This window comes from Mucilaginibacter sp. P4_E8 (assembly GCF_056401495.1).
This window is the reverse complement of sequence record NZ_JBFUJG010000068.1, coordinates 13477-28771: the sequence shown is the minus strand read 5'-3', so window position 1 is coordinate 28771 and position 15295 is coordinate 13477. Positions and strand designations below refer to the sequence as shown.

The window sequence follows — 15295 nt, the reverse complement described above, 5'->3', positions numbered from 1 at the left end:
CAGTAAAAGAGAGGCCGGTTTGAGGCTTGATATGCCCGAAAGCGCCTATAATGTCTTAAAAAATAACCCACAGGCTCATGCGCTGGTTCCCGGCAAGCCTGATCAGTCGGAGGTTTACCGGCGCATTTCAACCCAGGACACTGCCGAGATGATGCCGCCACCTGCCTCAAACCTGAAAAGATTATCGTCATATGAGGTTGAGCTGATAAAAAAATGGATAAAACAAGGAGCTAAATATGAAAAACACTGGGCATTTATTCCTCCAAAATCAATGCCTGTCCCCACAGTGGAAAATACCGCATGGCCCAAAAATCAGATAGATAATTTTATACTGCAAAAGTTGGAGCAAAAAGGAATCGAGCCAAACCTTGAGGCCGATAAGGAGCGCCTGCTTAAGCGCGTATCGCTTGACCTCACCGGCTTGCCACCCAGCCTGCAAATGATGGATGCGTTTTTGGCTGATAAAAGCCCCGGTGCTTATCAAAAAGCGGTTGACCAACTTATGCAAAGCCCACAGTATGGCGAAAAAATGGCCCTGCACTGGATGGATGTTGCCCGCTATGCCGATTCGCACGGTTTCCAGGATGATAATTACCGCAGCCAGTGGCCCTGGCGCGATTGGGTAATACATGCCTTTAATGAAAATTTACCTTACGATAAATTTATAACCTGGCAATTGGCCGGCGATCTGATGCCAAATTTTACCAAAGAACAGTTGCTGGCAACAGGCTTTAACCGTAACCATAAAATAACCGAAGAAGGTGGCGTAATTGATGAGGAATACCGGGTAAGTTACGTAACCGATCGTACCAATACCTTCGGCAAGGCATTACTGGGTGTTACGCTGGAGTGCGCCCATTGCCATGATCATAAGTACGACCCTTTTTCGCAAAAAGAATATTACCAGATGTATTCCTTTTTTAACAACGTAAAGGAGGTAGGTATCGAATCGACCGTTGGGGGCCCTGAAACCTATGCTAAGAAGCCAATGATGCAGATCAGCAATGAGGATGTAAAAAAGGTGTTAAATTTTATAAATAAGCAGGACACCGCAAAGCTCATCGTATCCATAATGGGCGATAGTGATAAAGTACGCCCAACATACATCCTGAAGCGCGGTAACTATGATGCGCATGGTGATGAGGTTGAACCCGGAACTCCCAAATCTATTTTGCCTTTTACCAGCAACTATCCTAAAAATAGACTTGGCCTTGCCGGGTGGCTGTTTAATAAAAACAACCCGCTTACTGCCCGGGTATTTGTGAACCAAACCTGGCAGGAGTTTTTTGGTAAAGGCATCGTAAAAAGTTCGGGCGATTTTGGCATGCAAGGCGATCTGCCGTCACATCCTGAACTGCTGGATTGGCTTGCAGTTGATTTCAGGGAACATGGATGGGATATAAAACGGCTGGTGAAACAGATTGTAATGTCGGCCACCTACCGTCAATCGGCAATCCTCACACCCGAAAAAGCAAAAACAGATCCTGAAAATACATACCTGTCGCGCGGGCCACGTTATCGCTTGCCCGCAGAGTTTGTACGCGATCTGGTACTGGCCAGCAGCGGTCTGTTAACCCGTACTATTGGCGGCCCAAGTGTTAATCCGTATCAGCCACCAGGTCTTTGGGAAAACGCCACATCGGGCCGTGGTTTATTGGCCAATTATAAACAGGTGCATGGCCCCAACCTTTACCGAAGGGGCATGTATACCCTTATTAAACGTACTGTACCGCCTGCTTCATTGGGTATTTTTGATGCCAGCAACCGCGACCAGTGCGAAGTGAAGCGTTTACGTACCAATACACCACTACAAGCACTTGTGATGCTGAACGATCCAACCGTGTTGGAAGCTTCCCGTGTATTGGCCGCCCGGTTATTACAGGATAACAGCGTGGCTAAAGATAAGATCATTAAGGCTTTCAGGCTCATTATGTGCCGCCATCCACAAGAAAATGAGCTGACTATATTAACTGCTTATTATAACGACGGTCTCAAAACAATAAAAAAAGCTGATGCGGAAAAGTTGCTGAGTGTTGGTGAATACCCGCTGCCTGCTAACCCGGATAAAATAACACTGGCCGCTATGATGAAGGTGGTTGATACCATTTATAATTTAGAAGAAGCAATAACCAAAACTTAAGAGCTATGGAAAAAGATTTTTTAGAAAGCCGGTTAAATATTAACAGGCGCAGGTTCCTTTCCCGGCTTAGTTTAGGTATAGGTAGTGTTGCCCTGGGCTCTTTGCTTATTCCAGATCTTTTTAGTGGCAATGGTGGTGAAAGTGAGGCTGATTTTATTCCGGGCATACCTAATTTTGCGCCTAAAGCAAAAAGGGTGATCTACCTATTTCAGGATGGTGCGCCATCGCAATTGGAATCGTTTGATTATAAACCCAAGCTGCGTGATATGATGGGGCAGGAACTGCCTGCATCTGTTCGGGGCAACCAGATCCTTACCGGGATGACAGCCAAACAGGCTTCCTTTCCGCTGGTTGGTTCTTATTATGATTTTAAACAATACGGTGAATCYGGTGCTTATGTGAGTGACCTGTTCCCGCACATAGGTAAAATTGCCGATGATATCTGCATCATCAGGTCAATGAACACAGATGCCATTAACCATGACCCCGCACTTACCTTTTTTCAAACCGGGGCACAGCAGGGTAACCGTCCAAGCATGGGCTCATGGGTAAGTTATGGTCTGGGCAGCGAGAATAAAAATCTGCCTGCATTTACCGTATTATTATCAAAAGGGAAAGGCAACGGACAGGGGGTATACTCCAAATTGTGGAGCAATGGCTTTTTAGATTCCATTCACCAGGGGGTACAATTTAGCAGCGGCGAAAACCCCATACTTTATTTGAACGACCCGGATGGGTTGAACAGGCATGAGCGCAGAAAAATGCTGGATAACCTGGCCGCACTCAATGATATTAATTATAAAGAATTTGGCGACCCTGAAATAAATGCCAAAGTACAGCAATACGAAATGGCATATCGCATGCAAACCGCAGTTCCTGAAATTATGGATATATCTAAAGAATCAGACGATATTGTAAAGATGTATGGCCCTGATTGCCTTATTCCCGGTACGTATGCTGCAAATTGTCTGCTGGCACGTAAACTATCAGAAAACGGGGTTCGCTTTGTACAGCTCTACCACCAGGGATGGGATCAGCATACTAACCTGCCACAGGAAATGGCCGGGCAGGCCAAAGATGTAGACCAGGCTTCAGCAGCGTTGGTTACTGATCTTAAACAACGTGGCCTGCTTGATGAAACATTGGTGATATGGGGCGGTGAGTTTGGACGTACTAATTACAGTCAGGGTAAACTTGAAAAAGCCAACTATGGCCGTGATCATCATCCGCGTTGTTTCAGTATATGGATGGCCGGTGGCGGCATTAAGCCGGGCATCGTGTATGGCGAATCGGATGAGTTTGGTTATAATATTGTAAAAGATCCGGTACATGTACATGATTTTCATGCTACCATACTTAACCAGCTGGGTATCGACCATGAAAAACTAACCTTTAAAAGTTTAGGCAGAAGATACAGGTTAACTGACGTGGCGGGTAAGGTAGTGAAGGGGATAATAACGTAAACGATATGATACCCGCTTTCGGCTGAAAGCGAAGAGAGGGAGAGGTGTACAAAATTACAGAAGTTTAAACTAAAGCATTGCTGCTTATATACAGGTTATTTTAATGAAGACCAGCCACAAAGGTTTTGCAGAAGGATTATTATTTACATTAAATATTTTCATTGTAGTTTTATTGGTAGCCGGTAATAGCCTGGTTGTACCTAAATGGCTACAGCCTGTTGGTCGCCTGCACCCGCTTATATTGCATTTTCCTATAGTGATACTGATGCTGGCCATGGTGATGGAGTTTTTTCGTTTCAGGCCCGAATTCTCGGGTGAAAAACTGTATCAGCGCTTCTCCACTTATCTGCTGGTTCTGGGGGCGCTCTTGTCGTCCCTTACCGTTATCATGGGTTTGTTCCTGTCAAAAGAACCTGGTTACGAGGGTAGTACTTTACAATGGCATAAATGGTTTGGAGTGAGTGTGGCTTTTGTAGCCTATATCATTTATTTATGGCGAAACTCATCGCGCTATACAGCAACCATGGCCAAAACCAGCGCTTTTGTTACCTTGTTTTGCCTGATATTTGCCGGGCATTTTGGTGCCGATCTTACTCATGGTGAAGATTTTTTGCTGGCTCCCATTTTTCAAAAAGAGAAAAATACAGTATCGGTTGATAAGGCACTGGTATACCAGGATGTTATTGCACCCATTTTTGAGGCCAAATGCCTCAGTTGTCATAATCCTGATAAAATGAAAGGCGGCCTAATGCTTACCAATGCAGCTGCTATACTTAAAGGTGGCAAAACAGGCAAATTGTTTGTTAAAGGGCAGCCTGCCATCAGCCTGTTACTGCAGCGTATACACTTACCCGAGGAAGAGAAAAAGCACATGCCACCAACCGGCAAACCCCAATTAACAGACCAGGAGAAAATGCTGCTCTATCTGTGGATAAAAGGCAATCCTGACTTCAAGAAAAAAGTAATTGAACTGCCCGAAACAGATTCTTTAAGAGTACTGGCATCAACCCGGTTAAAACCGGCTGAAAGTACCGAAGAAATATATGATTTTTCGGCTGCCGATGATAAGGACATTAAAAAGCTTAACAATAACTACAGGGTGATATATGCCCTGGCGAATGAATCTCCGGCATTGGCAGTAAATATTTATAACAAGAGCACTTATTCTGTAAAAATGCTGGATGAGTTAAATCCCATTAAAAAGCAGGTCGTGGCACTCGATCTGAATAAAATGCCGGTAAAAGATGCAGATCTTAAAACCATTGCCCGGTTTGAAAACCTACGTCGGCTTAATCTTAATTTTTCTGACATTAATGGAAGTGGGCTAAAGGATCTGGCATCGCTTAAACATCTCAAAACATTGTCGTTGGCCGGAACCAAACTAAATCCTGATGCTGTAAATCAAATTATGGGTATAAAAAGCATAACGGAATTAGCCATTTGGGATACCGGTTTAAAACAAGCTGAGATACAACAATTGCAGGCGGCAAATAAAAGGATCAGGCTTCTATCAGGTTATAAAGATGACGGCAGACCTTTAAAACTCACCAGCCCGCTGCTTAAAAATACCAGTCAAATATTCCAGCAATCATTCCAATTGCAACTGAGCAACCCCATAAAAGGCGTGGATATACGTTATACTACCGATGGTAGTGTACCGGATAGTACAAGATCAGTTTCCTATAAACCAGGCACCGTGTTTACAACAAGTACAACATTGCGTGCACGGGCCTTTAAAGCCGGATGGCTGGGTAGTGATACCGTACAATTTAATTTCTACAAAAATACTTATACGCCCGATAGTATTAGTTTTTTGGCCCCCGCCGATAGCAAGTATTACGCTGATGGTGCTAAAACAGTAATTGATAAAGAGCTTGGCGGTACCAATTATGGTAATATGAAATGGCTGGGCTCTCAAAAGGATATGACTATGCTACTGCTGTTTAAAAAACCAATCAATCTGCATTCGCTTACGCTAAATACAATACGTAATATAGATGGCCAGATATTTTTACCGGCCGAAATCGAAGTTTGGGGAGGTACAGATGAGCAACACTTAAAATTATTGAGCACACTAAGCACAGCACCCCCGCATAAAAAAGATCCGGTTGCTGTCATCAGCCTGGAGTGCAGGCTTAAAACGACCGCCTCCATATCCTGCATAAAATTAATGGCAAGGCCACTTAAAAAAGTGCCAGCCTGGCACCCGGCAAAAGGTAAACCCGGATGGGTTTTTACAGACGAGCTGTTTTTAAATTAGAAAATTGAACCTGGTAAATTGAAAGGGTTCTGTTTTAATTTTTATGCAAAATCGCCAAAGATTGTAAACAGATGTATTTTTATGTTATAAATCTTATTCTAAGTAAAAGCTGCCCCGAAAGGGCGGCTTTTACTTTTTTATGATCACCATATTAGCCGCTCACCAGGCTTAAATTTAACACTCAAACCAAAAGCACCTTCTGCAACACGCAATAGAAATATCTGATGTTGCTTGCTTAAAATCACCCATAAAATAGTTCGGTAATTTAATTGGGACTGGTAATCAAATTATTAGCAGTAATGGCAGGATAATTTTTAATCAGGAAAAATTTGTTTGTATCTAAAATGTTTCTACCTTTATTATAAGAATAGACCAGAATAGAATAACTAAATTAAAAAAACCAATTATGAAAAGAAAAGTACCACCTAAAAACTTAGGCCTGTTAATGCTATGCGGCATTTTGCTGCTTTGTTCCCAGCAGGCTTTCTCCCAAAAACTTAAAAAGATTTCCGGCCATGTAAGGGATGAACGTGGTTTAGTTTTACCGGGTGTGAGTATTCTTCTTCAGGGAAGTTCAGAGGGAACCACAACCGATTCGAACGGATCTTATACCATCAATGTTCCGGATAATAATGCCATTCTTGTATTCACTTTTATCGGCTATGAAAAGAAAACGGTAAAGGTTAGTAGTGATTGGACCGGAGACGTAGCGTTGGTTCCGGATAAGAGATCCGGTGAACTGAACGAAGTTGTTGTTATTGGTTACGGAACAAGAAAAAAAGCTAACCTAACGGGTGCGGTAAGTACTATTAAAGGTACCGAACTTGAAAAATCACCGGTTGCCAACGTCTCTAACACGTTGGCAGGAGCGGTTTCGGGTATTATTGCCAATACACCCAGCGGTGAACCCGGAGCTGATGATGCTAAAATCCTGATCAGGGGTAAAGGGACTCTTGGTGGCAATACAGGTCCACTTGTTGTTGTGGATGGTATACCAGACCGCGGTTTTAATCGCCTTGATCCGGCAGATATTGAATCTTTTACAGTACTTAAGGATGCAACCGGTGCTATTTATGGTGCAAGGGCCGCCAATGGTGTTATCTTGATCACAACCAAGAGGGGAACCACAGGTAAAACCTCGTTATCATTCACCTCCAATTTTTCTATCACCCAACCTACCAGGGTTCCAAAAATGCTCAGCTCATGGGAGTACGCGCAATCTACCAATGAGTATAATCAGCTGGTAGGGCAGCAGCCTGAATATACCGCTGATGACATTCAGAAATACAAAGATGGCTCCGACCCGCTGGGCCACCCAAACACCAATTGGTGGGATGCGGTGATGAGGCCATGGGCAACGCAAACAAACAACGTATTAACTTTGAGGGGAGGATCTGAAAAAATAAAATATTATCTTTCAGGTCAGCACCTGTATCAGAATAGTTTATACCGTGGCGGAACCGACCGTTATAAGAATGACAACGCTCGGGCCAATATTGATATAGCGGCCACAAACAATTTTAAAATAGGTGTAGATGTAGCTTACCGGGCCGAAAACAAAAAGGGCGTATCACCAGGGTACGATGCCGGGGCTATCTTCAGTCAGCTTTGGAGCGCGTACCCTTATCTGGTACCGGTATATCCTAACGGAAAAGTTGGTGTTGGTATAGGTGGCGGGCCTGCTACCAGTATGGTATATATATTGAATGGTGGTTTAGGCTTTACTAATAATGATTACCAGTTTTTACAAACCAAAACATCGTTTAGCTGGGCCTTGCCAAAAATAACCCCGGGCCTGCACCTTGATGGTTATTTTGCCTATGATGTAAACTCTATTGATTATAAAGGATTTACCGCTATGCCACCTCCGGCCTATAGCTATAACAAAAACACCCAGAATTATGATGAATACATCTCAACCGTTCCTCCAAATCTCACTTTGCAGGATAGCTCAATGACAAGCCGGTTGATCAACCTGAAATTGGGATATGAACATAAATTCAATAAAAGTACCATTGAGGCGTTTGTTGCCTATGAACAGCAGCAGCAAACTTATAAAGAACTTGATGCTTACAGAACCGGTTTCTTGAGTAATACCGTTACCGAACTATTTGCCGGCAGTACCGCCGGGTCTACCAATAACTCATCAACCAGGCAGTTTGCCCGTCAGAATTTTATCAGCAGGTTGTCCTATAATTATGATGACAGGTATTTGCTTGATTACAATATGCGTTATGATGGTTCGCCAAATTTCCCTGCCGGAAAGCGTTTTGGCTTTTTCCCTTCATTGTCTGCCGCCTGGAGAATTTCGCAGGAGAGCTTTTTTCATTCTTCATTTATTGATGATTTGAAATTGAGAGCATCATGGGGTAAAACTGGTAATGATGCGGTGAGCGCGTTCCAGTACATACAAACATATGGCCTGCAGGCTGGTCAGCTTTCACAGTATTTGGGAGGCGGCTATTACTACGGCCCAAATGCAACGCAGGCGCCGGGTTTTATATTGGGGCCAACACCTAATACCAATATTACATGGGAAGTGGCTACTACTACCAACATAGGTTTAGATGCTCAGTTATTCCATGCCTTATCGGTAAGTATTGATGTTTTTCAATCCAAACGCAAGGATATTCTGATACCGCCAAGTGCAGCTGTGCCAGACTATACAGGCCTTACCTTACCCGATGAAAACCTGGGTAAAGTAAACAATAAAGGTATCGAAATTGATTTGGGTTATGGTAAACGCGTAAGCAACGATTTTTCTTACAATATCAGCGCGAACATGACTTATGCGGTTAACAAGATCATCTACCGGGCAGAACCGGCCAATGTGCCCGATTACCAAAAAAGTACAGGCTTCCCTATAGATTCATGGTTGCTATACCAGGCCGATGGTATATTTCAGAATACCACTGAACTTAATTCGTATCCCCATCCTGTAGGCACAGGCGTTGGCGATATAAGGTATAAAGATGTCAATAACGACGGGCAAATCAACGACCTGGATAAAGTACGCAGCACATTATCCAATACACCTCAATTACTTTACGGTACCACCTTCGGCGCCAAATTCAAGAATTTTGATGTGACCATATTTTTCCAGGGGCAGGCGCGTGCAAAAGCTATCCTGATACCTAACGGTTTAAATATGGCCGAAGAGTTTTTTACCGGTCGCTGGCAAAAAGAGGGGGATAATACATACCCGCGAACCTTTAATGGCCCAACAAGCCGTACCTACGGTTCAAATGCCTACCCGTCGACATTTTGGTTACGCAACGATGCTTTTCTTCGTTTGAAGAATGTGGAGCTGGGGTATAACTTCTCTAAAGAATGGCTGAGCAAGATCAAGGTTCAGGCTGCAAGGATATTTGTAAGCGGTAATAACCTGTTTTCGGTTGATAGTTTCGGACCTTCATTTGATCCGGAAAGTGCTACAGGTACAGTGAATAATGGTCGCTACTATCCGCAGCAAAGAGTACTTAACCTTGGTGTAAATGTTACATTTTAAAATGATCACAGTGATGAAAAAGATATATATAATTTTAAGCGCAAGCCTGGTGCTGCTTACTGGTGTTTCCTGTAAAAAGGTGTTGGACCTGCAGCCTACGGGTTCGTTTTCTACAAACAACGTGTGGAGTGACCCGGCGCTTGTTCAGGTATTTGTTAATCAGATATATAAAGAGTCGGTATTCGCCTTTAAAGATGGCGGTTTTGGATGGGGCTCACAAACAGATGAATTGTACAGCAACTTTAACTGGTGCAGCGAAAATACTTATGCCATGGGGCAATCTACCCCCGATAATCAAAAGAGTTCTTTCCCGCTCAATTACAGTTCAACCCTTAACTATTGGACAACCCTATACAGCACCATTCAAAAAACAAACCAGTTTTTTCAAAATGTAGGTATGGCCGATACTGTGGGGCATGGGGCTCAACTTAATAACCTTAAAGGCGAGGTTCATTTTTTAAGGGCGTTATGTTATTTTGAATTGTTAAAACGTTTTGGCGGAGTGCCATTAATTACCAAAGTTTACAACGCCAACGACAAAACTTTTAACGAAACAAGAGCTACATGGGATCAGACCAGGGATTTTATTCTGACTGAAATTGCAGCGGCTGTTGCTGCCTTGCCTAAAACGTATACTGATAACAGTAATTTGGGTAAGGCGACACAAGGTGCTGCACTTGCTCTTAAATCGCGGTTGTTATTGTACGCCGCCAGTCCTTATTTTAATACTACCAATGATATGGCCCGCTGGCAGGCCGCTGCTGACGCAGCAAAAGCGGTAATAGACCTGGGGACTTACTCGCTGTACGCAAACGCCGCTACATACAACACCATTTTTACCGATAACTTTAACAGCGAGGTTATTTTCTCGCGCGTGTTCAGCTCAACAGTTCAGGAAGACAGGTATAATACACTTTACCGTGACCTAAGCCCGAACGGGTATAACGGCTATAGCGCCTATAATGTATTGGAACAAATGGTTGAAGATTTTGATATGGCTGATGGTACTCCGTTTGTTTGGGGTAGCCCAACCGCAAATCCGTACTTGAATCGGGACCCTCGTTTTTATGCAGATATTCTGTATAACGGGGCACCTTTTCAAAACAGGAACGCACAATTTTATGAAGGCGGTCTTGACTCTAAAACAAGTACATTATCACCATGGAATGCCTCAAAAACGGGCTACACTATCCGCAAGATGATTGACCCGAGTTATAATTTTAATATCCAGCCTTACAGTTCATGCCAGTGGGTAGCCTCCCGTTTAAGTGAAATTTATTTAAACTATGCAGAAGCGGAAGCTGAACTGGGCAATAGTAACCTGGCTTTAACATACGTAAACAAAATAAGGCAAAGAGTAGKCATGCCTGACATTTCAGGGTCAGGTGCGGCTTTGATCAATAGTATACGTCATGAACGGAGGATAGAGCTATGCTTTGAAGGGCACCGCTACTTTGACATCCGCAGATGGGGGATGGCGGACATAGGTTCAAAAGATGCTTTGGGTATAACTATTACCCCAACATCATCTGCAAACACAGCCTTTACTTACAAAGTTATTACTACCCAAAAGCGGGTATGGCTTCCGGCTTTTTATTATTACCCTATTCCCCGTAAGGAGCTTCAGATTAACACTGCTTTGAAACAAAACCCGGGTTATAATTAAACATCTTATAAAAGTTAAGAAGAAAAGGCGGCAAAACGGCTGCCTTTTTTCTTACTTTGGCTAAAAATCAAGATTTTACATGGATAGAATTTTTCAAGAAATAAAAAAACTGACAGACATACCTTCTTACTCAAAGCATGACAGATTTGTTCAGGGCATGATCAATGCAATTAATGAAAAGATCATTGGCCAGGATGAAATGCTGCCTTCAGTAAATAAGCTGATCAAAGAACTTGGTTTTTCAAGGGAAACGATAATGAAAGGGTACAAAGATCTGATCAGTCGCGGTATTGTTGAATCAAAAAACCGGCTTGGATATTTTGTTGGTAATGGCAATACGGAACAAACCCTTAACGTTGCGCTGCTCATGTATAACCTGGATACCTTTGAGGAACAATTTTACCGGAATTTTCGCCATGCACTGGGACCTAATGTGCATTTAAGTACCTATTTCCACCATGGAGATATTGAAATATTTGAAACCATCCTGATGCAGATAAGAGGCAAGTACGGAATGTATGTTGTGGCTCCTATCCCTCATTCAAAAACTAAGGAGCTATTAGATGTCATTCCCCGCAATAAACTGCTCATGTTTGACCGTTTTGAACCGCTGGATGGCGATTTTAACCATATTACCCAGGAGTTTGGGCAGTCTTCTTACGAGATATTTGCAAAACTGGCGCCTAAAATAAGCCAGTTTGATGAAATGATATTTTATCACTCGCCCGATTCTTTGGACCCTAAAGAGATTGTACAATCTTACAAGAAGTTTCTGAAGGATTTTAAAATCAAGGGCCATGTTGAAAAGGAATACCTGCCGGGGTCTATTGAGAAGGGGAAAGTTTATTTTACACTGGATAACTTTGCGCTTTGGCAAATTATGCGCGACTGCAATAGTCAAAAACTAAAACCGGGAAAGGATCTGGGGGTACTTTCAAGTAATGATGAACCCGCTAAGGAGATCATCGGAATTACAACCTTTTCTGCTGATTTTTCCAACATGGGTAAAATGGCCGGGCTTGCGGTGCTCAATAAAGAAAAGATACAACTTACAGTCCCTATGATCTTATTTGAAAGAAATACGCTTTAAAAGCTCACATGAATTGGCTGGTGATCGCAAGCTTTCTGTTTTTTATCGGTATCCTAGCCTTTGCTTCCTGGTATAAATTACGACGAAATAAGCTCAATACTGTCAACAGCCTTTTTATGGCCGACAGGAGCCTGAGTTTTTTACTGGTAGGGGGCGGTTTATTATTCACCAATATCAATACAGCTACAATAATAGGAGAGAATGAACTTTCCTATACACATAACATGTCGGTTATGGCATGGGGCATAACCTCTGTGGTGGCCATGCTTCTGGTATCTGAGTTTTTAATGCCCATGTATTTAAGGCTGGGTATTGCTACCACGCCAGATTATCTTACAGCCAGGTATGGCCATGGAACCGGCAAGCTGGTATCCGTCATCTTCCTGATCAGTTATATTATTAATTTGTTACCATCTGTACTATACAGCGGGGCAGTTGCCTTCAATGGCTTATTTCATTTTTCTGAAATTTTAAAAACGGATTACTGGACAACGATCTGGATACTGATCTGGGTTATGGGCACAATTGGCTGTCTTTACGCTTTATTGGGAGGGTTAAAAGCAATTGCTGTTTCAGATACGCTGCTTGGCCTGGGCATTTTTGCAGGAGGACTTTTACTGCCTGTGTTTGCGCTCAGGTATCTCGGACATGGCAGCATCCTGCAGGGCCTCCATACCGTACTAAACACACATAAAGAACATTTGAATAGTATAGGCTCACCTTCAGATCCTATACCATTTGGTACGCTTTTTACAGGAATGCTATTGGTTAACCTTTATTACTGGGGTACCGAGCAGTATATTGTTCAGCAGGTGTTGGCCAGTAAAGATCTTAAAAATAGCCAGAAAGGTATCGCGGTAGCATGTTTAGGGAAGCTCATTTCCCCCTTGCTTTTAAATGTACCCGGTCTCATCGCTGTACATATTTTTACCAGCATGCACAATCCTGCCGAAGTATTTCCAAAGCTGGACAGTCTGGTTTCACCACCTTTTATAGCCGGGTATATTGCAGCCATTATTTTTGGTGCCGCGTTAACAACTTTCAACGCCGGTCTTAACAGTTCAGGCACCTTGTTTGTACTAAATATTTATAAACCCTGGCGTGAAAAAAGGTTAAAACAGGTTTCGGAAAAGGAACTGATCAGCACGGCCAAAAAATTTGAGATCATTGTTTGCCTTGCAGCTATGTTTATCGCCCCGTTTATCATATTTGTTAAAAATGGGTTTTATACCTATGTGCAAATTGTCAACGGCTTTTTCAATGTGCCTATTTTTACCATTATGTTTATGGGCTTTGTTACTAAAAGGGTACCGGCACTGGCAGCAAAAGTGGGTCTGTTTTTTTTCATTGTTACTTATGGCCTCACACAACTGGTATTTGATCTACATATCCATTTTCTGCATATACTGGCCATTTTATTCGTGATAACCTGTGGTCTCATGTTTGTTATCGGTAAACTTTACCCAATGCCTGTTCCTTACCAGCAAAAACTTAATAACCAGGTTAATATTGAGCCATGGAAAAACCGGCATATTTATAGCGGGATTTTGCTGGTGCTGATGATCCTGATGTTTATCTTGTTTTCGCCGCTTATTCTTGCAAAATAAATTTTGCACGGTAAAGTATAATTTCTATTTTTATAGAATAGACCAGAATAGAATTAATTCCATTTTTATCTTAATTAAACCTAATATAACATGCGCGTTATGATTGCCTTTTTTTACAGGAAACTATATTTTGTACTTATACTATGTACATTTTCTTTTTCGGTTGCCCGGGCACAAGAAACAGATGTTAAGTTCACTTCATCAGATAAGGAAATTGAAAATGCTTTTATCTGGGCCAAAGGCATGGCATTGCATTACAAAGGGAATGCTGATGATCCGGTGGGGCCATGGTATGAGTCTGCACTACCTCCAAGAGCTGCGTTTTGCATGAGGGATGTATCCCATCAAAGTATTGGTGCAGAAATACTGGGCCTAAGCCGGGAAAATCACAATATGTTTACTTTATTTACAAGTAATATTTCTGCCTCAAAAAATTGGTGCTCCTATTGGGAAATTAATAAATTTGGAATACCCGCTCCTGAGGATTACAGGAATGACAAGGAGTTTTGGTATAACCTGCCAGCCAATTTTGATGTGTTGAATGCTACCTGGAGGTTGTACTTATGGACCGGCGACAGCAGCTATATCAGCGATCCGGCTTTTGTTCGTTTCCAGGAAAAATCTGTCAAAGAATATATAGATAACTGGGTACTTTCAGCCGATTCCCTGTTAAAAAGACCTGCCCATCCTAATGCACCCATTCCTTTTAATGAAGAAGATTCTTTTCACCGTTGCCGTGGGTTGCCTTCTTACTCTGAGGGAGTGCCCAATTTGAAAACAGGGGCCGATCTCGTGGCTGCCATATACAGAGGGTTACTTACTTATTCGGCTATATTGACAGAAAAGGGGCAAAAAAAGGAAGCTGCTTTATATGCCCAAAAGGCTGAGCGATACCGGCAGCGCCTGGAGGCTGATTGGTGGGACGAAAAAGACGCACAATACTATACCTATTATAGCAACGATAATAAATTTGGTAAAGACGAAGGGGAGACCTTTCTGCTTTGGTTTGATGCTTTGAAAGATGATGTACGGGTTAAAAAAACCATTGATCACATTAGCTCAAAAACCTGGAATATGGAAACCACTTCCTATCTGCCTTTCCTGTTTTATAAAAACGGTTATTGGGATAAGGCGAGAGATTATATATTATATCTTTCAGATCCATCTACCCAAAGAAGAGAGTATCCCGAAGTTTCTTTTGGGGTAATTGAAGGAGTTGTTCAGGGACTGATGGGAATAACCCCTGATGCGCGTACAAATACGATCAGCACTATTTATAAAACGAATAGTACAGGTAACGCGACCATAAATCATCTCGCTGTTATTCATACCAAAATAGATATTACTCATCTTAATAAACACCAATCAGTTTTACACAACACCGGAAAAGGATCATTGAAATGGAAAGCCATGTTTTATGGGAATTACAAAATGGCCTATGCTAACGGGAAACCCATACCCGTAAAAAAGGAAACTGACGACCGGGGCAAAAAGGTTTCTTTTATTGAAATTACCGTACAACCCGGTAAAGCGGTAAGTGTTAAAGTTGAAGACTAATCCA

Annotated in this window: 8 protein-coding genes; all 8 read left to right on the top strand. The window is 42.4% G+C overall.

The genetic code is table 11. The features are described 5' to 3' along the window. Nucleotides 1-2140 (top strand): PSD1 and planctomycete cytochrome C domain-containing protein (locus AC1DRQ_RS20375; RefSeq protein ID WP_477426590.1); only part of this gene is annotated, 2140 nt, incomplete at its 5' end. Nucleotides 2141-2145: 5 nt separating this feature from the next. Continuing rightward, nucleotides 2146-3603, top strand: coding sequence for a DUF1501 domain-containing protein (locus tag AC1DRQ_RS20370; protein ID WP_429393218.1), 1458 nt, complete (start codon nt 2146-2148; stop codon nt 3601-3603). A 103-nt stretch (nt 3604-3706) separates the two neighbouring features. Further along, nucleotides 3707-5863: a DUF2231 domain-containing protein gene (locus AC1DRQ_RS20365; RefSeq protein WP_477426589.1), complete on the top strand. Its 2157-nt coding sequence runs from the start codon at nt 3707-3709 to the stop codon at nt 5861-5863. Nucleotides 5864-6269: 406 nt separating this feature from the next. Next, complete coding sequence (locus AC1DRQ_RS20360; RefSeq protein WP_477426588.1) at nt 6270-9371, top strand: SusC/RagA family TonB-linked outer membrane protein; 3102 nt, start codon at nt 6270-6272, stop codon at nt 9369-9371. Nucleotides 9372-9384: 13 nt separating this feature from the next. Further along, entirely contained in the window at nt 9385-11037 is a 1653-nt protein-coding gene (locus AC1DRQ_RS20355; RefSeq protein ID WP_477426587.1) for a RagB/SusD family nutrient uptake outer membrane protein, read from the top strand. 79 nt (nt 11038-11116) lie between these two features. Continuing rightward, nucleotides 11117-12127, top strand: coding sequence for a winged helix-turn-helix domain-containing protein (locus AC1DRQ_RS20350; protein ID WP_429393207.1), 1011 nt, complete (start codon nt 11117-11119; stop codon nt 12125-12127). Nucleotides 12128-12135: 8 nt separating this feature from the next. Beyond that, nucleotides 12136-13734, top strand: coding sequence for a solute:sodium symporter family transporter (locus AC1DRQ_RS20345; protein ID WP_477426586.1), 1599 nt, complete (start codon nt 12136-12138; stop codon nt 13732-13734). A 90-nt stretch (nt 13735-13824) separates the two neighbouring features. After that, entirely contained in the window at nt 13825-15291 is a 1467-nt protein-coding gene (locus AC1DRQ_RS20340; protein WP_477426585.1) for a glucosidase family protein, read from the top strand. The last annotated feature ends 4 nt before the right edge of the window (nt 15292-15295 follow it).

Excerpts from the sequence above, each read along its gene's own strand:
- AC1DRQ_RS20365 (WP_477426589.1), top strand. The coding sequence starts at position 3,707 with ATGAAGACCAGCCACAAAGGTTTTGCAGAAGGATTATTATTTACATTA.
- AC1DRQ_RS20360 (WP_477426588.1), top strand. The coding sequence starts at position 6,270 with ATGAAAAGAAAAGTACCACCTAAAAACTTAGGCCTGTTAATGCTATGC.
- AC1DRQ_RS20350 (WP_429393207.1), top strand. The coding sequence starts at position 11,117 with ATGGATAGAATTTTTCAAGAAATAAAAAAACTGACAGACATACCTTCT.
- AC1DRQ_RS20345 (WP_477426586.1), top strand. The coding sequence starts at position 12,136 with ATGAATTGGCTGGTGATCGCAAGCTTTCTGTTTTTTATCGGTATCCTA.
- AC1DRQ_RS20340 (WP_477426585.1), top strand. The coding sequence starts at position 13,825 with ATGCGCGTTATGATTGCCTTTTTTTACAGGAAACTATATTTTGTACTT.